Below are 18861 nucleotides of genomic sequence, written 5' to 3' on the forward strand. Positions count from 1 at the left end.
CGTTCCTGACTCTCGACAAGCCAGAAACTAAGCCGGACAACGGCGTGCGCCCCCACGCCACGCTCAACCACCCACACATCGGTACAAAGAGCCCCTTAACGGCATGGGGTCCGGACCCGCGCGAGCGTGACGCCGATCGCCGTCAGCCAGAGTGCGGCCGCGATCGCGGCCGCCGCGTGCAGTCCCGGGACGAAGCCCGGGCCCGGCGCGCCCGCCACCGCGCCGAGGACCGCCACCCCGAGCGCACCGCCCGCCTGCCGGGCGGTGTTGTTGACCCCGCTGGCCACGCCCGCCCGCTCGGACGGCAGGCCGGAGACCGCGGCCGTCACCACCGCCGTCGTCAGCAGGCCCATGCCCACGCCGAGCCCCAGCAGCGTCGGCAGGAGGGCCGCGTAGCCGCTGTTTTCCTTCAGCAGCACCAGGTTCAGCATCCCGAGCACACCCAGCGCGAGCCCGGCGACCATGAGCGGCCGCGGGCCGAACCGGCCGGTCAGCCGGCCCGCGACCGGGGCCAGCACCGACAGCGGGCCGAACAGCGGCAGGACTTCGAGCCCGGCCGCCAGCGGGGACGCGTGCCGCACGCCCTGCAGGTACAGCGTCAGCAGCAGGATCGCGCCGATCCCGGCGAAGTTCATCGCCGCCGAAACGAAGTTGGCGCTCAGCGTCCGCCCGACGACGTCCAGGGGCAGCATCGGGTCCGGTGCCCGGCGTTCCACGGCCACGAACACGGCCAGCGCGACGACCGCCACCCCCGCGGCCACGACGCTCCCGCCGATGACCGCGTACACCCCGGCGCCGAGGGCGGGCGCGGCGGTGACGACCCCGGCGACGTCGACCCGCCGTCCGGGCGCGCGCGTGCCGCGGGGGACGAGCCGCCAGGTCGCGAAGGCCGCCGCCAGCACGAGGGGGACGTTGAGCCAGAACACCGGGCGCCAGCCCGCCGCCGTCACGACCGCGCCGCCCAGCACCGGGCCCGCCGCCAGCGCGAGCGCGGACACCCCGGCCCAGACACCGAGGGCACGGGCCCGCTCGGCGCGTCCCGGGTAGGCGTTCGTGATCACGGCGAGCGTGCCGGGCAGCAGCAACGCCGCGCCCAGGCCCTGCCCGGCGCGGGCGGCGACGAGGACCGGCGCGGTGGCCGCGAGCCCGCACGCGGCCGAGGCCGCGCCGAAGAGCCCGAAGCCGGTGAGGACGACGCGGCGGTGGCCGAAGACGTCGCCGAGGGCACCGCCGGTGAGCAGGAACGCGGCCAGGACGACGGTGTAGCCGTCGACCACCCACTGCTGCGCCGCGAGATCCGCGTGCAGGTCCGTGCCCAGCGTGGGCAGGGCGACGTTGACGACCGTGACGTCCAGCTGCACCAGGAACATCCCGGCGCACATGGTGAACAGCAGCATGCCCCCAGTGCACCGCGCGGACGCTTCCGTCGCGGTGGAACTGTCCCGGGGGCATCCTGGAGGTGTGGAAGGGGACGCCGACATCGCCCGCACCGCCGCGTTGTTCGCGGACCCGGCGCGGGTCCGGGTGCTGCTCGCCCTCGGCGACGGCCGGGCGCTGGCGGCGTCCGTGCTGGCCGCCGAGGCCCGGCTGTCCGCGCAGGGCGTCAGCGCGCACCTGGCGAAGCTGCGGGCAGCGGGCCTGGTCGTCGCGGAGAAGTCGGGGCGGCACCGGTTCTACCGGCTGGCCGGGCCGGATCCCGCCGAGCTGCTGGAGACGCTCGCGCGGTTCTCGCCGTCCCAGCCGGTGACGTCGTTGCGCGAAGGCACGCGCGCGGAGGCGCTGCGCACGGCCCGCACGTGCTACGACCACCTGGCCGGCCGCCTCGGGGTCGCGGTCACGGCCGCGCTGCTGGCGCGGGGCGCGCTGGCCGGCGCCCCGGACACGCGACGCCGGGCGGGCGACCGGATTTCGGCCCCGCTGCGCGAGCACCCGTACACGCTGGGCCCGGCCGCGGAGCCGGTGTTCGACGCGCTGGGCGTCGACCTGACGGCGGCGTCGTCCGGACGGCGGCCGTTGCTGAAGTTCTGCCTGGACTGGAGCGAGCAACGCCACCACCTGGCGGGGGCGTTGGGTGCTGCGGTGGCGACGCGGTTCCGGGACGCGGGCTGGGTCCGGCGGCGCGCGGACGCCCACCGCGCGCTGCGGCTCACGCCGGCGGGGGCGCGGGCGTTGGAGACGCACTTGGGGTTGGCGGGCCTGGCGGCCTGAGCGGTGGCCGCGCTACGACGCCGAGGGGTGGGCACAACCGACGCTGCCGATCGCTGGGCGGTGCGGCGAGCAAGCCCGCAGCGGGCGCGGCCGATTCCGCGCGGTGCGGCCGAACAAGCTCGCGGCGAGCGTAGGCCGACCGCAGCCGAGCGGCTGCCCGCGGCGGCCGAGCGAGGGAGCGGCCGCTGTCGGGCCGCGGCCTCTCCAAAGGGCGTCAGCGGTGCGCGGCCACCAAGGTCGCGTCCGGGGTGCAGCGGGCGCAGGGGGTGAAGCCGAGCTGGCGGGCCTCGCCGATGCCGATCGGGATGAGTTCGCGGGCGCCCAGCCACGGGCAGGCCCTCAGGTGGTAGCGCGGGTGCTCGTCCACGACCACGACCTCGTCGTCGAGGTCCGCCAAGACGGCGATGTCGTCAGCCGGGGTTTCTTCCTCGCCGGGCTCGGCCGGCTCTTCCGCGACCGGCTCCGGCGTGTCGGCCGGGTCGCCCAGCTCACCGGCCTTCGGGATGAGCGTGGTCTGCTCCGCTTCCTCGGTCTCCGGAGCAGGCTCCGCCTCCGGAGCCGGCTCGGCCTCGGGAGCGGCCGCTGGAGCCGCCGAGGTGCGGCGACGGCGGCGCAGCCAGTCGGCCACCAGGAGCAGGCCCGCCAGTACCGACAGGCCGATGGAAACCCACGCCCACAACGACGATGCGGTGATCAGCGCGGTGACGAGCAACCCCAGAGCCGCCAGTACCAGGACCAGCACTATGTAAAGCACGCTGCATTACAACACGAACCGGGCAAGATCGGACCGCGACCCACCCACGTGCCGTACCGGATCGACTCCGAACCGTGGCCTGCCCCGCCGGCTCACACCGGCGGGGCGGGCACGGACGAAACTCAGCCGGCTTCGGCGCGTGGGCCGAAGGAGTAGCCCTGGCCACCGCTGGAGGAGCCGGACGACTGGCTCGAGCCGGACGAGGCCGACGCGGGCGCGGCGGAACCGCGGTCGTCGAGCTCGCGCAGCTGGGACTCGAGGAACCCGCGCAGCCTCGTGCGGTACTCCCGCTCGATCGTGCGCAGCTCTTCGATCTTCTTGCCCAGCCCGCTCTTCTCGGAGTTGAGGCTGTTCATCGTCTCGGTGTACTTGCGCTGCGACTCGCGCTCGAGCGTCGTCGCCTTGTCGCGCGCCTGGCGCTCCAGGGTCTCCGCCCGGGTCCGCGCGTCGTTCAGCATCGTGTCGACGCGGGTGCGGGCCTCGTTGACCATCGAGTCGGACTTCGCCCGTGCGTCCGAGAGCAGCTGCTCGGACTTGGTGCGGGCCTCGGCCAGCATCCCGTCGGACTCGGTCTTCGCCTCGGCGGTCAGCCGGTCGGCCATTTCCTGGGCCAGGCCCAGGACCTTGGCGGCCTGCACGTTCGGCTCCGTGCTGTCGCCGACCATCGAGTGCGCCTGGGTCTGCTCCATGGCGGACTGCGGCGGCGGCACCGGGGCGAGCCGCCGCGAGGGCTCTTCACGCATCGGGGGCGCCGACTTGGCGCTGTCGAGCTCGCTCCGAGCCGACTCGAGCTCGGCGTCGAGCTGCTCCATCTGCTGGCGCAGCTCGTTGTTGTCCTCGATCAAGCGGGCCAGCTCGGTCTCCACCAGGTCGAGGAACGCGTCCACCTCGTCCTCGTTGTAGCCCCTCTTGCCGATGGGCGGCTTGCTGAACGCAACGTTATGCACGTCAGCGGGGGTCAACGACATCAGATCACCTCACGCACTCCATGGCCTGCAGGGTCCACCCAAGTCTCCCCGATCAACTTGGAGTCGCCAGTTGCATCGCGAAGAACACAACCAACAGCAGCACCATAATCGACAAGTCCAGTCCGACGCCGCCGATCCGGACCATCGGAATGATCCTCCTGAACAACCGGACCGGCGGGTCCGTCACTGTGTAGATGGTCTCGAGCGTCACCGCAACCCCACCGGCGGGATGCCACTCACGCGCGAACGTCCGGACGAGTTCGACCACGATCCGCGCCGTCAGCAGCAGCCAGAAGGCGAACAGCACGTACCAGACGACCAGCCACACAGCTTCCACGTACCTACTCTAACCAGGCGTCCGGGCATAAGACGCAGTCAAGGGGGGTCGACGCCGCATCGAGTCGACAAAATCACGTCTGCTTGCGCTCAGCGGTCCACGCGACTTCAGCCCCGCAAAAACAATCCCCCTTCGGCGATCCGCCGACGGTCTTCGGCGGTCACGTCCACATCGGGCGGTGAGAGAAGGAACACCTTGTTGGTGACCTTGTCCATCGACCCGCGCAGCGCGAACGCCAGCCCGGCGGCGAAGTCCACGAGCCGCTTGGCGTCCGCGTTCTCCATCTCGGTGAGGTTCATGATCACCGGGATGCCCTCGCGGTAGTGCTCCCCGATCGCCCGCGCCTCCGCGTAGCTGGTCGGGTGCAGCGTGGTGATCCGGCTCAACGGGTCACGCACCGGCTGCCGCACGACCGGCTCCGTGACCGGCCGCAGCCGCGCCACGGGTTCCGGCTGCCGGTCCATCGCGAGCGCGCCGTGGACGGCCGGCTCCGCGGTGGCCACGGAGCGTGACCGACTGCGGCTGACGGGCTCGTCGTACGTGTCGTCGACGTCGCGGTACCGTGAACGCGACGACCGCGGAGCAGGCTCCTCGTAGGAGTCGTACTCGTCGTCGTAACCGCGCCGGTAGTCGTCCTCGACGTCGTAACCGTCGTCGTCAGCGGGCACCATCCCGAAGTAGGCCTTCAGCTTCTGCAGCGCGCTCATGCCTCTCCCTAGCCCTAGCCGCTCCCGCACCAACGATTCTCCACGCCGTCAGTGCCCCGCGCGGACGACCACTAAACGTGACGGCCGTGCGGGCTCCCTACGGCGAGGCTAAACCGCGTCCACCGAGCAACGCGGTTCCGACACGCACACAGGTGGAGCCGTGCGTGATCGCCTGCTCGAGATCATGGCTCATCCCAGCGGACACGGTTGCGGCATTCGGGTGATCTTTGCGGAGCGCCTCCCCCGCGCGAGCGAGGCGTTCGAAGGCGGCGGCCGGGTCGGCGCCGAGCGGGGCGACGGCCATCAGCCCGCGAAGCCGCAGCTCATCCATGTGGGTGACATGCTCGGCGAGCGCGCCCAGCTCGCCGAGGGGGCAGCCGCCGCGCGACGGGTCGTCGTCGAGGCTCGCCTGGATCAGCACGTCGAGGGGTTCGTCACGTATCTGGGCGTCGCGAACCGCACGCACCGCCTTCGCCAGCGCGTCGGCGAGCCGGGCCGAGTCGAGGGACTGCACCTCGTCGGCCCAGCCGGCCACGGAGCGTGCCTTGTTCCGCTGGAGCCTGCCGACCATGTGCCAGCGCAGCCCGGGGACTTCGGCGGCCTTCGGGCCCGCCTCCTGGTCGCGGTTCTCGCCGACGTCGGTGACGCCGAGCTCGGCGAGCAGGGCGACGTCGGACGCGGGGAAGGTCTTCGTGATGGCGATCAGCTTGACGTCGTCGCGGGCGCGCCCGGCGGCGCGGCACGCGGCGGCGATCCGGTCCTCGACCTCGGCCAGGTTCGCGGCCAGCTCGGCCTTGCGGTCGGTCATGCCTCGACCCAGGTGATGCCCGCGATCCGCCCGGTCGTGCCGTCGCGGCGGTAGCTGAACAGCGTCTTGTCCTCGTTCGTGCAGCGCGGGTCGACGCCGATCTTGCCGACGCCGAGGTCGGCGAGCTGGCGCCAGAGGCCGGCGCGCAGGTCGAGGCCGGGCGTGCCCTTGCGGGTCTTGCACGCGCTGCCGGGGACGTGCTTCTCGACGTCGGCGGCCATTTCGGCGGGGACCTCGTAGCAGTCGCCGCAGATCGCGGGGCCGAGCAGAGCTTCGATCCGGTGCGGCTCGGCGCCCGCCTCCCGCATCGCGGCCAGCGCGGCCGGGACGACGCCGACGCGCGTGCCGACGCGGCCCGCGTGCACCGCGGAGACCACCCCGGCCTCGGCGTCGGCCAGCAGGATCGGCACGCAGTCGGCGACCAGCACCACGAGCGCGACCCCCGGGGTCGCGGTCACCAGCGCGTCGGTCGCCTCGGCGGCCCGGGTCTCGGAACCGTCCACGATGGTCGCGGTGCGGCCGTGGACCTGCTCCATCCAGGCCAGCTTGTCCTCGGCCAGGCCCAGCTCGGCCGCCAGGCGCTTGCGGTTGGCGTAGACGTTGCCCTCGTCGTCGCCGACGTGGTCCCCCAGGTTGAAGGTGTCGTACGGCGGCCGCGACGCGCCGCCCGCCCTGGTGGTCACCACTCGCCGAACCCGCATGCCTTCATCCTCCCAAACGCCGTGAAGGCCTCCTTACCGGCTCTTAAGGCCGGTAAGGAGGCCTTCACGGACCACCTGTGTCTAGCGGCGCATGAACGGCGGGACGTCGACCTCGTCGTCCGACGGGTCGTCGTGCACCGGCATCGCGCGCCCAGGCAGGCTGCCCTGGGCCGGGTTGGAGCCGATCGGCGAGTAGCCGCGCGAGCCGCCGCCGGGCTGCGGGAGACCGCCGCCGGACGGCTGTCCGCCGGTCGCCGGCGGCATCGGCGAGTGCGTGCGCGGCGGCGCGACCGGGTAGCCGGAGCCGCCCGTGGAGGGCACCGGCGTGGCGCCCGACGGCGGGGTCGGCGGGTTCGAGACCTGGCCGGCCGAAGCCGACGCGGTCGTCGACGCCGGGCGCGAGCCGGAGCCGAAGGTCGACGGGTCGAGCTTCTTGTGGGTCGGCGCGCCGGCGTCGAACCCGGCCGCGATCACCGTGACGCGGACCTCGTCGCCGAGGGAGTCGTCGATGATCGTGCCGAAGATGATGTTGGCGTCCGGGTGCGCGGACTCCTGCACCAGCGACGCGGCCTCGTTGATCTCGAACAGGCCCAGGTCGGAGCCGCCGGCGATGGACAGCAGCGCGCCGTGGGCGCCGTCCATCGACGCCTCCAGCAGCGGCGAGTTGATCGCCTTCTCCGCCGCCTGGATCGCCCGGCCCTCTCCTCTGGCCGACCCGATGCCCATCAGCGCGGACCCGGCGCCGGACATGACGCTCTTGACGTCGGCGAAGTCGAGGTTGATCAGGCCCGGGGTGGTGATCAGGTCGGTGATGCCCTGGACACCGGACAGCAGCACCTCGTCCGCGGAGCGGAACGCGTCCATCAGCGAGACGCCGATGTCGCCGAGCTGCAGCAGCCGGTCGTTCGGGATCACGATCAGCGTGTCGCACTCGTTGCGCAGCGCCTGGATGCCGTCCTCGGCCTGCTTGCCGCGGCGCTTGCCCTCGAAGGTGAACGGGCGGGTCACGACGCCGATGGTCAGCGCGCCCAGCTTGCGGGCGATCTGCGCCACGACCGGGGCGCCGCCGGTGCCGGTGCCACCGCCCTCGCCCGCGGTCACGAACACCATGTCGGCGCCCTTGATGACCTCTTCGATCTCTTCGCGGTGGTCTTCGGCGGCCTTCTGGCCGACCTCGGGGGCGGCGCCCGCGCCGAGGCCCCGGGTGAGTTCGCGGCCGATGTCCAGCTTGACGTCGGCGTCGGACATGAGCAGTGCCTGTGCGTCGGTGTTCACCGCGATGAACTCGACACCCTTGAGGCCGACCTCGATCATGCGGTTCACGGCGTTCACGCCGCCACCGCCGATGCCGACCACCTTGATCACCGCAAGGTAGTTGTGCGGGGGCGTCATCGAAGTCCGCCTTCCTGATCGTTGTGCCCGTACAGCCCGCCGGCGGGTGATCGACTCTCAACCTCAACCGCAGATCGAGAGTTATGTCAACTGCCGACGTTAGGCAGGACGGTAGGCACCAGGCAGGCTCTAATCCAGTAGGCACGCCGTGTGTCGCAAAGGTGTTTTGCCACAACACGTTCGAGCGCGCAAGAGCGAGGAGCCGCGAGCACCGCCGGCGTCCGGTCTGCTATGGCGCCCGGCTCAAGCCGGTACGGGCATGCTCATGAGCACCTCGGTGGGCGTCCCGCTGGGCGATCCCCCGGCCTGCTCGAGGCTCACCGCCAGGTGGTCGGCGCTCCCGACGCCGTCCGCGACGACCAGTCCCCCGTCGGCCGGCGGCGCGAGCACCCCGGCCGAGCGCGGCGCGTCCGTCCCGGTGATCAGCCAGGCCTCGTAGACCTTCCCGCCGGGTTGGGCCGGCAGCCCGGCGTCCATCACCATCACGCGGTTCAGCGTCTTGGACAGCACGACCGTCACGCCGCCGCCGGCGGGCGCCTGGCCGTGCGCGGTCTTCGCGTCCGGCGCGGCGAGCAGCGCCGCCACCGGGGCGTAGCGCTCCTTCGCCTGGTCGAGCTGCGTCTGCGCGGTCCGCAGCTCCTGCTGCTGGGTCAGCGCGATCCCGCCGAACACCCCACCCGCGGCGAGCCCGACGACGGCGGCCGCGGCCGCCACGACGACCGCCCAGCGCGGGGCCCGCGCCGAACGGCGGGACCGCTCGGGCGAGCCGGGCCGGGTCCGCGGCGGCAGCTGGCGGGTGGCGTGCATGGCCGCCAGGACGCGGTCCTTGAACTCCGGCGGCGGCTCCTCGGCCATCGCCGCGCCGAGCCGGGCCGCGGTCGCGCGCAGCTCGGCGACCTCCTGCGCGCACGACTCGCACTGCTCGAGGTGGCGGGCGAACTCCGCGCGCTCGACGTCGTTGACCGCGTCGAGGGCGAAGGCGCCGGCCAGGGTGTGCATTTCGGGCGTGCTCAAGCGGTCACCCCCAGGCAGTCCCGCAGGCGGATCAGCCCGTCCCGCAGCCGCGTCTTGATGGTTCCCTGCGGCGTCGACAGCACTTCGGCCACCTCGCGATACGTATAGCCCTGGTAGTAGGCGAGCAGCACGGACTCGCGCTGCAGGTCGGTCAGGAAGGACAGGCACCGGCGCACCTGCGAGCGTTCGAGCCGCGCGGTGACGGACTCGGCGACCTCGTCGAACGGACGGCCGCGGGCGGCTTCGAAGGTCGCCTTCTGCTCGCGCTCGGTGCTGGCGCGCGCCGAGCGGACGCGGTCGACCGCGCGGCGGTGCGCCAGCGTCATCGCCCAGTTCAGCGCGGACCCCTTGGCCGGCGCGTACCGCGTCGCGGTGCGCCACAGCTCGACGAGGACCTCCTGGGCGACCTCTTCGGACTGGGCCGCGTCGCGCACGATCCGCCGGACGAGCCCGAAGATCGGCCCGGCGAGCTGGTCGTAGAGCAGCTCGAAGGCGCGTTCGTCGCCTTTCGCGACGCGCACCATCAGCTCTTCCGCCGTCGGACCGGCCGGCGCGGCTTCGGGCACGGGCGCCAGGGAACGCTGGCGGGCCTGCTCATCCATGGAGCTGTCCTCCGGCGGTCTGCGGGGTGCGCGGCACGACCGCGGCCTTGCGCAGCCACAACGCGATGCCGTGGCGGCGGATCAGCGCGGACACCCGCTGCGGGAGCAGCGGCCGGGCCAGCACGAGCCGGGCCAGCCACCGCGGGTTCACCGGGCGGCGAACTCCCCGCAGCGTAGCGACCAACGGGGTCGAGGTCCCGCGGCGCAACGCGACGGTGAGGTCGAGCAGCGCTTCCGGGCGCGGCAGGCGCATCCGGTACTCGCCGTCCATCTCCTGGAACGGCGAGACGTAGAACTCCTTGGCCGCGCGGGCGAGCCCGGCTTCGTCGGGGCGCAGCAGGTAGGCGTGGCGGCCGCCGTAGGTGTTGTGCACTTCCGCGACGACGCACTCGAGGCGGCCTTCGGGGTCGTGGCACCAGTAGACGCTGATCGGGTTGAACACGTACCCGAGCACGCGCGCGGCGGCGAGCATCACGACCTTCCCGCCGCGCAGGTCGACGCCGCGTTCGGCGAGCCAGGCGTCCAGCTTCTCCCGGATCCCGCGCGGGTCGGCCGCGGTGAAGTGGTCCCGGTGGTCGAAGCGGGCGAACGGCCGCAGCCACCACGGCAGCCGCGGCGGCGCGTCGAGGTCCACCAGCCACAGGTACACGCGGTGCGCGAAGGCGTGCGGCGGGTCGATCCGCCGCACGTGCGCGACCGTGGCGTCGTAGAGCGCGTTCGTCACCAGGCCACTCCGAGGCTTTCGGCGGCGCGGGCACCCGAGGAGCAGCCGTCCTCGTGGAAGCCCCAGCCGTGGTAGGCGCCGGCGTAGGCGAACACGCCGTCGTTGAGCTCGGGCAGCCGGCGTTGCGCCGCAACGGATTCCGGCGTGTAGACCGGGTGCTCGTACCGCATCCGCGCGACCAGGTGGTCCTTCTCGGGGCCGTCGCCCGGGTTCAGCGTGACGACGTAGCCGGTCGGCTCGTCGAGGCGCATCAGGCGGTTCATGTCGTAGCTGACCTGGACGGCGCCGGTCGGCGCGCCGCAGACGGGCGCGCGGTAGTTCCACCCGGCCCGCGCGTCGGCCAGCGTGGGCAGCACGCTCGTGTCGGTGTGCAGCCAGGCTTCGTTGGCGGAGTAGCGGAACGCGCCGAGCACCTCGCGCTCGGCGGCGGTCGGGGTGGCCAGCAGGGCCAGCGCCTGGTCGGCGTGCGTGGCGACGACGACCTTGCCGACCCGGTGCGGCGTGTCGGCGTCGTCGCGGATCTCGACGCCGTTCGCGGTCCGCAGCACCGAGCGGACCGGCGTGGACAGGTGGACCGCGGTGAGCTGCTTGGCGGCGCGCTCGACGTACTCGCGGGAGCCGCCGACGACGGTCCGCCAGGACGGCGAGTTCTTGACGCTGAGCATGCCGTGGTTGCGGAGGAACTCGAACAGGTACCGCGCGGGGTAGCGGAGGGTGTCGCTGCGGTCGGCCGACCAGACCGTGGACACCAGCGGCAGCATGAAGTGGTCGACGAAGTAGCGCGTGTAGCCGCCGATGGCGAGGAACGCGCCGAGGGTGACGTCGCCCGCGTCCTCGGCCGTCAGCAGCCGCTTCGCGTGCCGGTGGAACCGCTTCACCTCGGTGAGCATCCGCAGGTAGCGGGGCCGGGTGAGGTTGCCGCGCTGGGCGAACAGCCCGGCCAGCCCCTTCGCGCCGGCGTACTGGAGACCGCAGCCGTCGCAGCGGATGCTCATCGACATCTCGGTGTCGCGCGTGCGCACGCCGAGCTCCGCGAACAGCTTGAGCAGCGTCGGGTAGGTGCGCTCGTTGTGGACGATGAACCCCGAGTCCACGCCGATGGTGCCGCCGTGGGCGCTGGGCACGTCGTGGGTGTGCGCGTGCCCGCCGAGCCGGTCGTCGGACTCGAAGAGCAGGACCTCGTGCTTGCGTTGCAGCAGGTATGCCGCCGTCAGCCCGGCCACCCCGCTGCCGATGACGGCGATGCGTTCTCCCGTGATCTCCACACCGGTACTTCGCCGCCGCGCCGGGACCGGATTGGCCGGGGGCCGGACCAATCCACCGCGCGGGGCGGAGCGAATCCCCGACATGCCGAACAGCACCGCGCACCGCCTCGCCTCGTTCGCCGGGAAGCTCCTCGGGGGGCACCTCCCGGTCGGCCTCCGGACCTGGGACGGGACCCGGGCGGGTCCCGTGGACGCGCCCACGGTGGTCCTGCGCAACCGCCGCGCCCTGCGCCGCCTGCTCTACGCGCCCGGCGAGCTGGGGCTCGCCCGCGCCTACGTGACCGGTGACCTCGACGTCGAAGGAGATCTGGCGGACGGCTTCCGCCGGATCTGGGCCCTCACCCGCGCCGGGGAGCTGAACCGGGTGAAGCTCGGGCCGCGCGACTGGGCCGAAGCGATCCGGCTCGCGGCCTCGCTGGGCGTCGTCGGGCCGCCGCCGAAGCCGCCCGCCGAGGAAGCCCGCCTGACCGGCAAGCTGCACAGCCTGCTGCGAGACAGGTCCGCCATCGCGCACCACTACGACCTGAGCAACGCCTTCTACCAGCTGCTCCTGGACGAGTCGATGGCGTACTCGAGCGCGTACTTCACCTCCGGCGAGCCGGGCTACGGCCTCGAGCAGGCGCAGCACGACAAGCTGGAAATGATCTGCCGCAAGCTGGGGCTGCGGCCCGGCATGAGGCTGCTCGACGTCGGCTGCGGCTGGGGCTCGCTGCTGGTCCACGCGGCCAAGCACCACGGCGTGCACGCCGTCGGCATCACGCTCTCGGCCGAGCAGCTGCAGCACGTCCGCGCCCGGCTCGCCCAGCACGACCTCGAAGACCGCGTCGAGGTGCGCCGGCAGGACTACCGCGAGCTGCCGGACGCGCCGTTCGACGCGGTGGCGTCGATCGAGATGGGCGAGCACGTCGGCGAGGTCAACTACCCGGCGTACGCGGCGACGCTGCACCGCATGGTGAAGCCCGGCGGCCGGGTGCTGCTCCAGCAGATGTCGCGCGGGAACGTCGCCCCCGGCGGCGGCGCGTTCATCGAGCGGTACATCGCCCCGGACATGACCATGCGCCCGGTCGGGCGGACGGTCGAGCACCTGGAGACCGCCGGCCTCGAGGTCCGGGACGTGCACGCGATGCGCGAGCACTACGTCTGGACGGTGCGCGCCTGGGCCGACACCCTGGAGAAGAACTGGACCGACGTCGTCGCGCTGATCGGCGAGACCGGCGCGCGGGTCTGGCGGCTGTACCTGGTGGGCGGGGCACTGGCGTTCGAGGAGAACCGGATGGGCGTGGACCAGATCCTTGCGGTGCGACCCGACGAGCACGGCCGGTCCGGGATGCCCGCGACGCGGGAGTGGCTCTGATGCCGCAGCTGCTCGTCACGGCCGCCGTCACGCTCGTGGCGGTGGTGCTGACCTTCGGGATCGCGCGGGCGCGCAAGCGCTACGACACGATCGACACGTTCTGGGGGCTCGGGTTCGCGATCGTCGCGGTCGCCGCGTTCCCCTTCGGCGACGGGCCGCTGCACCTGCGGCTCGTGGTGGTGCTCCTGACGGTGGTCTGGGGTGTGCGGTTGTCGGTGCACCTGCACCTGCGCAACCACAAGCTGCCCGAGGACCCGCGGTACGCGCGGATGGGCCACGGGCCGCTCAAGATGTTCGTGCGCGTCTACCTCTTCCAGGCCGTGGTCCTCTACTTCGTCTCCCTTCCGGTGCAGTTCGCGGTGGACGGCACCGGGATCAGCGTGCTGGGCTGGCTGGGCATCGTCGTGTGGGCGGTCGGCTTCGGGTTCGAGACGGTCGGCGACGACCAGCTGCGCCGCTTCAAGGCCGACCCGGCCAACCGCGGCCGCGTGCTGGACACCGGCCTGTGGCGCTACACGCGGCACCCGAACTACTTCGGCGACGCGTGCGTGTGGTGGGGCCTCTACCTGCTGGCCTGCTCCACGTGGCCGGGCGCGCTGACGATCCTCTCCCCCGTGGCGATGACGTTCACGCTCGCCCGCGGCACGGGCAAACCCATGCTGGAGAAGGGGATGGCGAAGACGCGCCCGGCGTACGCGCACTACGTCGAGCGCACCAGCGGCTTCTTCCCGTTGCCGCCGAAGAAGGTCACTCGCCGGTGAGGCCGTCGGTCAGCTCGCGCAGGACGTCGAGGTGGCCGACGTGCCGGGCGGTCTCCTCGATCATGTGCGTGAGCACCCAGCGGACGTTGAAGGTCTCGTGCTTGTGCGTCACCTCGTCGTCGAAGCTGTGTTTCGCGATGATCTCCCGGCTACGGGCGCACTGCGTTTCGTAGTCGGCGAGCAGCGTTTCGACAGTGGTCCCGGGCGGGACCCGGAACTCGGCGTCCGGGTCCAGCTCGAGCCGCTCCGCCCAGGTGTCCTCCTCGCCGTCGACGACGACGGCGAACCAGAACCACTCGTTCAGGGTCAGGTGGGCGATCAGCCCGGCGACGGTGGTCAGCTCGCTCGGCAGGTGCGCCCGGCGGGCCTGGTCTTCGGTGAGCCCGCCGGACTTCCACGCGACGGTGGCGCGGTGGTAGTCGAGCAGGCCGGTCAGGATCTCGCGCTCGCCGCCGGTGAGCGGGACTTCCGGGCGCCGCGGTCGTTCGGTCATGATCGGCACTCTGCCAGAGGGGTCCGACAGTTCCGAATACCTTGCGCACGATGTAATCGTGGGCTAGGTTTGTGGACGTGCCGGACGAGTTCCTCTTGGATGAGCAAGCCTGCTTCGCGCTCTACGCGGCGTCGCGCGCGGTGACGGACACCTACCGTCCCCTGCTGGGCGAGCTGGGTCTCACGTACCCGCAGTACCTCGTGCTGCTGGTGCTGTGGGAGTCCGACGCCCGGCCGGTCAAGGAGATCGGCGAGGCGCTGCACCTGGACTACGGCACGCTTTCCCCGCTGCTCAAACGACTCGAGGCCAACGGGCTCGTCACCCGGGCACGCCTGCCCGAAGACGAACGCACCGTGGTGGTCAGCCTGACCGAGGAAGGCCGTTCGACGCGCACGCGCGCCGCGGGCGTCCCCTCGGCGATCGGCTGCGCGCTGGGCCTCGACGACAGCGAGCGGCGGCAGCTCATCGACACCCTGAGGCGGCTGACGGCGTCGGCCGCCGCCTACTCACTTGGAGGCCCTGATGCCCAGCCGTGACGCGACCACCCACTGGGTCGGCGGACTGCAGAACGGGAAGGGCGAGGTCACCCTGGACTCGTCCAACGCCGGCACGTTCTCCGTGTCCTTCCCGACCCGAGCGGGCAACCCGGACGGCCAGACGAGCCCCGAGGAGCTCATCGCGGCCGCCCACTCGTCGTGCCTGGCGATGAACCTGTCCGGCGTGCTCGAGGCCCAGAAGATCACCGCGGACTCGATCGACGTGAGCGCGGAGGTGACGCTCGGCCCGGCGGCAGGCGGCGGCTTCGAGATCAGCGGCATCGCGATCACGCTGCGCGCGTCCATCGAGGGCGTCACGGCGGAGCAGTTCGCCGAGTACGCCGAGACGGCGGAGAAGACGTGCCCGGTGTCGAAGGCACTGGCGGGCACGACGATCACGCTGGACGCGGCGCTCAACTGACCCCGGCCCGAGCGCCCCAAGGCGGCCTTGGTTGCGTCTGACGCACCGAAGGCCGCCTTGGGTGCGTCAGACGCACCGAAGGCCACATTGGGGCGCTAGCCCTGCGCCGTCGCTTTGGCTCGATAAGTCGACTTCTTCGCCTGGTTGCCGCAGATCTCCATCGAGCACCACCGGCGCGTGCCCGGCCTCGACGTGTCCAGGAACAGCGCGCCGCACGCCGGCCCCGCGCAGCGCCGGACCCGCGCGAACTCGCGGGACGTCGCCAGCTCAAGCGCGTCGCGGGTCAGCAGCGCCAGCATCGCGGCCGCGGGATCCTCGGCCTGCCAGCGCAGTTCTCCCGACGGCGTCAGCGAAGGCGCCGGTACCGGCAGCGCCGCGAACCGGTTCAACCGCTGCCGCGACGAAGGGCGCAGCGAGCCGGTGAGCAGTTCGTGGATCGCTTCGCGCGCCGCTCGCGCGTCGGCCACCCCGGCCGGGCGGACCGGCGCGGAAAACGGGCCCAGCTGGTCGATCCACGCGCCCCACGCCGCCGCGTCCGGGAGTTCCTCCGTCTCCGTGGGCGTGCCGCGGTAGCGCAGTGTGCGGACGAAGTCGAGGCACGGCCTGCCCGCACCCGAGCGGAAGCGTTCCGTCATGCGGCTCACAGTACGTCGGAACCGGTTTGACTGGTACCGTCGGGAACCGATCAAACCGGTTCCTGGGAGCGCGATGACCGACACGAAGCAGCACGCACCACCCGGCTGGCTCGTCCTGCTGCTGGCCGTCTCCTGTGGACTGACGGTCGCCAACCTCTACTACGCCCAGCCGCTGCTCGCGGAGCTGCGCGGGACGTTCGGGGTGGGCGAAGCCGCCGCCGGCGGGGTCGTCACCGCCACCCAGATCGGGTACGCCGCCGGGATGCTGCTGCTCGTCCCGCTCGGGGACCGGCTCGAGAACCGCGGGCTCGTCGCGACTCTGCTCGCGGTCGCTTCCGCGGGTTTGGTCGTCACCGGCGTCGCGCCCGGGTTCGCCGTGCTGCTGATCGCTTCGCTGCTCGTCGGGGCGACGTCGGTCGTCGTGCAGATCCTCATCCCGTTCGCCGCCGACCTCTCCCCCGACGACATCCGCGGCCGGATCGTCGGGCGGGTCGTGAGCGGGCTGCTGTTCGGCATCCTGCTCTCCCGCGTGGTCGCGAGCCTGCTGGCCGAGGTGACGAGCTGGCGCGTCGTGTTCCTCATCTCGGCGGCGGCGATGGCCGCGCTCGCCGCCGTGCTGCGGTTCGCCCTGCCGCGGCGGGCGCCCAAGACCGACGTCCGCTACGGGCAGCTGATCCGCTCGACGCTGGCCATGTGGCGCAAGCACCCGGCGCTGCGCCACCGCGCGCTGTACCAGTCGGCGATGTTCGGCGCCTTCAGCGCGTTCTGGACCACCATCGCCTTCGTGCTCACCGCTCCGCCGTTCAACTACAGCCAGCTGGGCGTCGGCCTGTTCGCGCTGGCCGGTGCCGCGGGCGCCGCGGTGGCACCGCTGGCCGGGCGGTGGTCGGACCACGGCCACGGCCGGCGGCTCACCGCGGGCGCCTTCGTGCTCTGCGCGGCGGCGTTCGCGCTCGCCGGCTTCGGCGCGCACAGCGTCGTCCTGCTGGCGATCGCCGCGATCGCCGTCGACATGGCGGTCCAGACGACGCTGGTGACCGGCCAGCACGTGATCTACCAGCTCGACCCGGCCGCCCGCGCCCGCGTCAACAGCGTGTACCTGGGCACGTTCTTCGTCGGCGGCGCGATCGGCTCCCAGGCGGGCTCGATCGCGTTCCACCTCGGCGGCTGGCCGGCCGTGGTCGTGTTCGCCGGCGCGCTGCCGCTGCTCGGCCTGGCCGGGATGACCCGCACGCGCGTCTAGCGCGGTGACCACGAAGGTTCACCGGGTCGGGATCCTGTGGTCGGGCCGGCGCGTGCCGGTCAGTCGGCGATCGGCAGGTTCTCGATGTACTTCTTCGCCGCCTCCTCCGTCTTGGCTTCGACCGTCGCCTTGACCTTCGCGTAGTGGCTCATGTCGAGGGTCTGGTCGGACGTCGCGTAGAACACCGACGTCTGGCTGGACTTCAGGGTGGCGAACAGGATGTTCACGGTCTCGGACTCGGCGGAGATCGCGAAGAACACCGGCTTGAACGTCGGCCAGGCGTGACTGTCCTCGCCGACGACGCCGAGGTCGAAGTTGACCTCCTTGTCCGCCGCCTTGTCCTTGCCGAGCAGGCGGATCTGCTCGTTCGACGAGTAGCCCGTCTTCAGCACCGTCAGCGCCGTCTCCAGCAGCTCCAGCTGCGGGCCGACCAGCAGGCCCGTCAGCAGCTCGATGAGCACCCGGCTGATCTCGAGGCTGGAGCTGGACGACGAGTACTGCCGCCACTTGCTGTAGTTCTGCACCCAGCCGCAGTAGCCGAGGATCTCCATGTACTTCTGGTAGTACTTGTCGGTTTCGCGGTTGACGTCGAACTGGGTGCGGGCGCCCATCTGCGCCAGCAGCTTCGTGCGCATGACAGCCGTGTAGTTGGCGTCACCCATCGCGTCGGGTGCCACGATCGTGTCCTGGGCGGCCGAGTTGCCGTTCGCCGGGGTCACCTTCGAGGTGCCGAAGGTGTCGCCGGTCGGCAGGTACAGGCCACCCCGGCCGGGCTGGTGTTCGACGTCGAAGTCGGCGAGCGGCAGGTTTTCCAGGTAGTCCACCGCGCGGTCGCGCTGCCCGGGGAGGGACGCGACGGCGTCGTCCGAGAGCGTGAAGGGGGCTTCCTTGGTGATCATCGGTTTCCTCGTTTCACTTGATCGGTGTGCGGTAGAGGTATTTCTCGACCCGGTCGCCGAGTGCTTTCGCGATCCGCTGCTGGATCGCGTCGTATCCGGCCTTCGTGGTATCGATCGTGTATTTCGACAGCCGCAGGAATGCGTCGTCCACTTCGGCCCATGGGCACGGCGCCAGCGGGTTGTCGACGCTCAGGTCGGATTTGAAGCGGTAGGCGACGGCACCCAGCACGACGGACAGCGCACCCGGCCGCGGCGTCACGTCCGCCACCGCGCACAGCACGGCGACGTCCGCGCTCGCCACGGCCCCGAACCGCAGCGCGCCGCGCAGCGGGTAGTGCTCCGAGCGCACGGCGACCAGCGCCCGCTCGGTGTCCGCGGTGCCGTCCGGCAGGATCACGGCCAGGTCGAACGGGCTGCCCGACCGGGTCACGCGCTTCCAGGAGCCCGCGTCGACGACCCACTCCGCACCGGTCTGGATCGTGTCGTCGAACGTCCTGAACCACTCATCGCTCTGCAGGCCGATGTTGTACTTCGCACCGGCGGCCAGCACGGCCAGCAGCAGCACGTTGTCGATCTGGCCGCGGTTTTCCGCCGGCACGGCGACGGTGTGCCGGACCGCCGCCACGGACGACACCACGGTCAGCGTTTCGCCATCGATTCCGGTGTTCGTCACGATTCACCAGCTCCTGACAATGGTCTTCGAACGTGACTGCCGGTGCGCACCAAGCGAACCGATGGTACCGAGGAAGCCACCCCGGATCGGGGCGATGACCTGAAGGTGTGGGAACGCGTGGAAACGGCGAAAAAACCCGCAGGGGTGAACCCGGGGAAACATTCAGGAAATCCCGGCGAAAATGCCGGAACGCGCGGGCCCGCCGCATCGGGCGAACGCACTACGCCGGGACGGTGAACGGCCTCGCCCTTCATGATCACGCACGGGAAGCCCCGCGGCGATCCGGGAACCGTTCGGCGGCGCCGCCCGCCCCGTCGGAGGGCGGCGCCTCGCCGGCGCACGGGGCGTCCGCGGCCTCGAACAATT

The 18861-nt window shown here is 71.9% G+C and carries 22 protein-coding genes; 6 read left to right on the forward strand and 16 right to left on the reverse strand.

What is annotated here, in order from left to right:
* Nucleotides 1–95: 95 nt before the first annotated feature.
* Entirely contained in the window at nt 96–1397 is a 1302-nt protein-coding gene (locus EIY87_RS19845; RefSeq protein WP_125310339.1) for an MFS transporter, read from the reverse strand.
* A gap of 64 nt (nt 1398–1461) precedes the next feature.
* Between EIY87_RS19845 and EIY87_RS19850 the strand changes: the two genes are divergently transcribed.
* Nucleotides 1462–2208, forward strand: coding sequence for an ArsR/SmtB family transcription factor (locus EIY87_RS19850; RefSeq protein ID WP_125310872.1), 747 nt, complete (start codon nt 1462–1464; stop codon nt 2206–2208).
* Between the two features lie 214 nt (nt 2209–2422).
* On the opposite strand, the gene EIY87_RS19855 is transcribed toward EIY87_RS19850, so the two are convergent.
* The 11 genes from EIY87_RS19855 to EIY87_RS19905 form a co-directional block, all read right to left on the reverse strand.
* Nucleotides 2423–2962 (reverse strand): hypothetical protein, encoded by a 540-nt coding sequence (locus EIY87_RS19855; RefSeq protein ID WP_125310341.1) that lies wholly within the window; start codon nt 2960–2962, stop codon nt 2423–2425.
* A gap of 122 nt (nt 2963–3084) precedes the next feature.
* A complete protein-coding gene (wag31, locus tag EIY87_RS19860; protein ID WP_125310343.1) occupies nt 3085–3930 on the reverse strand; it encodes a DivIVA-like cell division protein Wag31 in 846 nt (281 codons plus the stop codon).
* A 52-nt stretch (nt 3931–3982) separates the two neighbouring features.
* Complete coding sequence (locus EIY87_RS19865) at nt 3983–4258, reverse strand: YggT family protein (RefSeq protein WP_013224824.1); 276 nt, start codon at nt 4256–4258, stop codon at nt 3983–3985.
* A gap of 116 nt (nt 4259–4374) precedes the next feature.
* Nucleotides 4375–4974 (reverse strand): cell division protein SepF, encoded by a 600-nt coding sequence (locus EIY87_RS19870; protein ID WP_125310345.1) that lies wholly within the window; start codon nt 4972–4974, stop codon nt 4375–4377.
* A 97-nt stretch (nt 4975–5071) separates the two neighbouring features.
* On the reverse strand, nt 5072–5782 hold the full coding sequence (locus tag EIY87_RS19875) for a YggS family pyridoxal phosphate-dependent enzyme (protein WP_125310347.1): 711 nt from the start codon (nt 5780–5782) through the stop codon (nt 5072–5074).
* A complete protein-coding gene (gene pgeF, locus EIY87_RS19880) occupies nt 5779–6483 on the reverse strand; it encodes a peptidoglycan editing factor PgeF (RefSeq protein ID WP_125310349.1) in 705 nt (234 codons plus the stop codon). Before pgeF ends, EIY87_RS19875 begins: the two co-directional genes overlap by 4 nt.
* Nucleotides 6484–6564: 81 nt before the next feature.
* Complete coding sequence (ftsZ, locus tag EIY87_RS19885; RefSeq protein ID WP_125310351.1) at nt 6565–7875, reverse strand: cell division protein FtsZ; 1311 nt, start codon at nt 7873–7875, stop codon at nt 6565–6567.
* Nucleotides 7876–8118: 243 nt separating this feature from the next.
* A complete protein-coding gene (locus tag EIY87_RS19890; protein ID WP_225439947.1) occupies nt 8119–8889 on the reverse strand; it encodes an anti-sigma factor in 771 nt (256 codons plus the stop codon).
* Complete coding sequence (sigK, locus tag EIY87_RS19895; protein WP_125310353.1) at nt 8886–9491, reverse strand: ECF RNA polymerase sigma factor SigK; 606 nt, start codon at nt 9489–9491, stop codon at nt 8886–8888. The genes EIY87_RS19890 and sigK overlap by 4 nt, the downstream gene beginning before the upstream one ends.
* Nucleotides 9484–10218 (reverse strand): DUF1365 domain-containing protein, encoded by a 735-nt coding sequence (locus tag EIY87_RS19900; RefSeq protein WP_125310876.1) that lies wholly within the window; start codon nt 10216–10218, stop codon nt 9484–9486. The genes sigK and EIY87_RS19900 overlap by 8 nt, the downstream gene beginning before the upstream one ends.
* Entirely contained in the window at nt 10212–11480 is a 1269-nt protein-coding gene (locus tag EIY87_RS19905; RefSeq protein WP_125310355.1) for an NAD(P)/FAD-dependent oxidoreductase, read from the reverse strand. Before EIY87_RS19905 ends, EIY87_RS19900 begins: the two co-directional genes overlap by 7 nt.
* An 82-nt stretch (nt 11481–11562) precedes the next feature.
* On the opposite strand from EIY87_RS19905, the gene EIY87_RS19910 reads away from it, so the two are divergent.
* Together EIY87_RS19910 and EIY87_RS19915 are read left to right on the forward strand one after the other, a co-directional pair.
* Entirely contained in the window at nt 11563–12834 is a 1272-nt protein-coding gene (locus EIY87_RS19910; protein WP_125310357.1) for an SAM-dependent methyltransferase, read from the forward strand.
* Nucleotides 12834–13595 (forward strand): DUF1295 domain-containing protein, encoded by a 762-nt coding sequence (locus EIY87_RS19915; protein WP_125310359.1) that lies wholly within the window; start codon nt 12834–12836, stop codon nt 13593–13595. Before EIY87_RS19910 ends, EIY87_RS19915 begins: the two co-directional genes overlap by 1 nt.
* Here the strand turns inward: EIY87_RS19915 and EIY87_RS19920 are convergent.
* A complete protein-coding gene (locus EIY87_RS19920; RefSeq protein WP_125310361.1) occupies nt 13582–14088 on the reverse strand; it encodes a DinB family protein in 507 nt (168 codons plus the stop codon). The two genes, EIY87_RS19915 and EIY87_RS19920, sit on opposite strands and share 14 nt — an antisense overlap.
* Before the next feature lie 77 nt (nt 14089–14165).
* Between EIY87_RS19920 and EIY87_RS19925 the strand changes: the two genes are divergently transcribed.
* Together EIY87_RS19925 and EIY87_RS19930 are read left to right on the forward strand one after the other, a co-directional pair.
* Entirely contained in the window at nt 14166–14624 is a 459-nt protein-coding gene (locus tag EIY87_RS19925; RefSeq protein WP_125310363.1) for a MarR family winged helix-turn-helix transcriptional regulator, read from the forward strand.
* On the forward strand, nt 14611–15045 hold the full coding sequence (locus EIY87_RS19930) for an OsmC family peroxiredoxin (protein WP_125310365.1): 435 nt from the start codon (nt 14611–14613) through the stop codon (nt 15043–15045). Before EIY87_RS19925 ends, EIY87_RS19930 begins: the two co-directional genes overlap by 14 nt.
* Before the next feature lie 95 nt (nt 15046–15140).
* Here EIY87_RS19930 and EIY87_RS19935 read toward each other — a convergent pair whose 3' ends face one another.
* Nucleotides 15141–15680, reverse strand: coding sequence for a CGNR zinc finger domain-containing protein (locus tag EIY87_RS19935; RefSeq protein ID WP_125310367.1), 540 nt, complete (start codon nt 15678–15680; stop codon nt 15141–15143).
* 73 nt (nt 15681–15753) lie between these two features.
* On the opposite strand from EIY87_RS19935, the gene EIY87_RS19940 reads away from it, so the two are divergent.
* On the forward strand, nt 15754–16923 hold the full coding sequence (locus EIY87_RS19940; protein WP_125310368.1) for an MFS transporter: 1170 nt from the start codon (nt 15754–15756) through the stop codon (nt 16921–16923).
* Nucleotides 16924–16982: 59 nt separating this feature from the next.
* Here EIY87_RS19940 and EIY87_RS19945 read toward each other — a convergent pair whose 3' ends face one another.
* Together EIY87_RS19945 and EIY87_RS19950 are read right to left on the reverse strand one after the other, a co-directional pair.
* Nucleotides 16983–17822, reverse strand: a complete 840-nt coding sequence (locus tag EIY87_RS19945) for a hypothetical protein (RefSeq protein ID WP_125310369.1) — start codon at nt 17820–17822, stop codon at nt 16983–16985.
* A gap of 13 nt (nt 17823–17835) precedes the next feature.
* A complete protein-coding gene (locus EIY87_RS19950) occupies nt 17836–18495 on the reverse strand; it encodes a hypothetical protein (protein ID WP_125310370.1) in 660 nt (219 codons plus the stop codon).
* Between the last annotated feature and the right edge of the window lie 366 nt (nt 18496–18861).

The organism is Amycolatopsis eburnea, assembly GCF_003937945.1.
GTDB lineage: Bacteria > Actinomycetota > Actinomycetes > Mycobacteriales > Pseudonocardiaceae > Amycolatopsis > Amycolatopsis eburnea.

What these genes read in the sequence shown, in the direction of transcription:
- EIY87_RS19845 (WP_125310339.1), bottom strand. Translation starts at nt 1,397, where the DNA reads ATGCTGCTGTTCACCATGTGCGCCGGGATGTTCCTGGTGCAGCTGGAC.
- wag31 (WP_125310343.1), bottom strand. Translation starts at nt 3,930, where the DNA reads ATGTCGTTGACCCCCGCTGACGTGCATAACGTTGCGTTCAGCAAGCCG.
- EIY87_RS19870 (WP_125310345.1), bottom strand. Translation starts at nt 4,974, where the DNA reads ATGAGCGCGCTGCAGAAGCTGAAGGCCTACTTCGGGATGGTGCCCGCT.
- EIY87_RS19875 (WP_125310347.1), bottom strand. Translation starts at nt 5,782, where the DNA reads ATGACCGACCGCAAGGCCGAGCTGGCCGCGAACCTGGCCGAGGTCGAG.
- pgeF (WP_125310349.1), bottom strand. Translation starts at nt 6,483, where the DNA reads ATGCGGGTTCGGCGAGTGGTGACCACCAGGGCGGGCGGCGCGTCGCGG.
- ftsZ (WP_125310351.1), bottom strand. Translation starts at nt 7,875, where the DNA reads ATGACGCCCCCGCACAACTACCTTGCGGTGATCAAGGTGGTCGGCATC.
- sigK (WP_125310353.1), bottom strand. Translation starts at nt 9,491, where the DNA reads ATGGATGAGCAGGCCCGCCAGCGTTCCCTGGCGCCCGTGCCCGAAGCC.
- EIY87_RS19910 (WP_125310357.1), top strand. Translation starts at nt 11,563, where the DNA reads ATGCCGAACAGCACCGCGCACCGCCTCGCCTCGTTCGCCGGGAAGCTC.
- EIY87_RS19915 (WP_125310359.1), top strand. Translation starts at nt 12,834, where the DNA reads ATGCCGCAGCTGCTCGTCACGGCCGCCGTCACGCTCGTGGCGGTGGTG.
- EIY87_RS19920 (WP_125310361.1), bottom strand. Translation starts at nt 14,088, where the DNA reads ATGACCGAACGACCGCGGCGCCCGGAAGTCCCGCTCACCGGCGGCGAG.
- EIY87_RS19930 (WP_125310365.1), top strand. Translation starts at nt 14,611, where the DNA reads ATGCCCAGCCGTGACGCGACCACCCACTGGGTCGGCGGACTGCAGAAC.
- EIY87_RS19935 (WP_125310367.1), bottom strand. Translation starts at nt 15,680, where the DNA reads ATGACGGAACGCTTCCGCTCGGGTGCGGGCAGGCCGTGCCTCGACTTC.
- EIY87_RS19940 (WP_125310368.1), top strand. Translation starts at nt 15,754, where the DNA reads ATGACCGACACGAAGCAGCACGCACCACCCGGCTGGCTCGTCCTGCTG.
- EIY87_RS19945 (WP_125310369.1), bottom strand. Translation starts at nt 17,822, where the DNA reads ATGATCACCAAGGAAGCCCCCTTCACGCTCTCGGACGACGCCGTCGCG.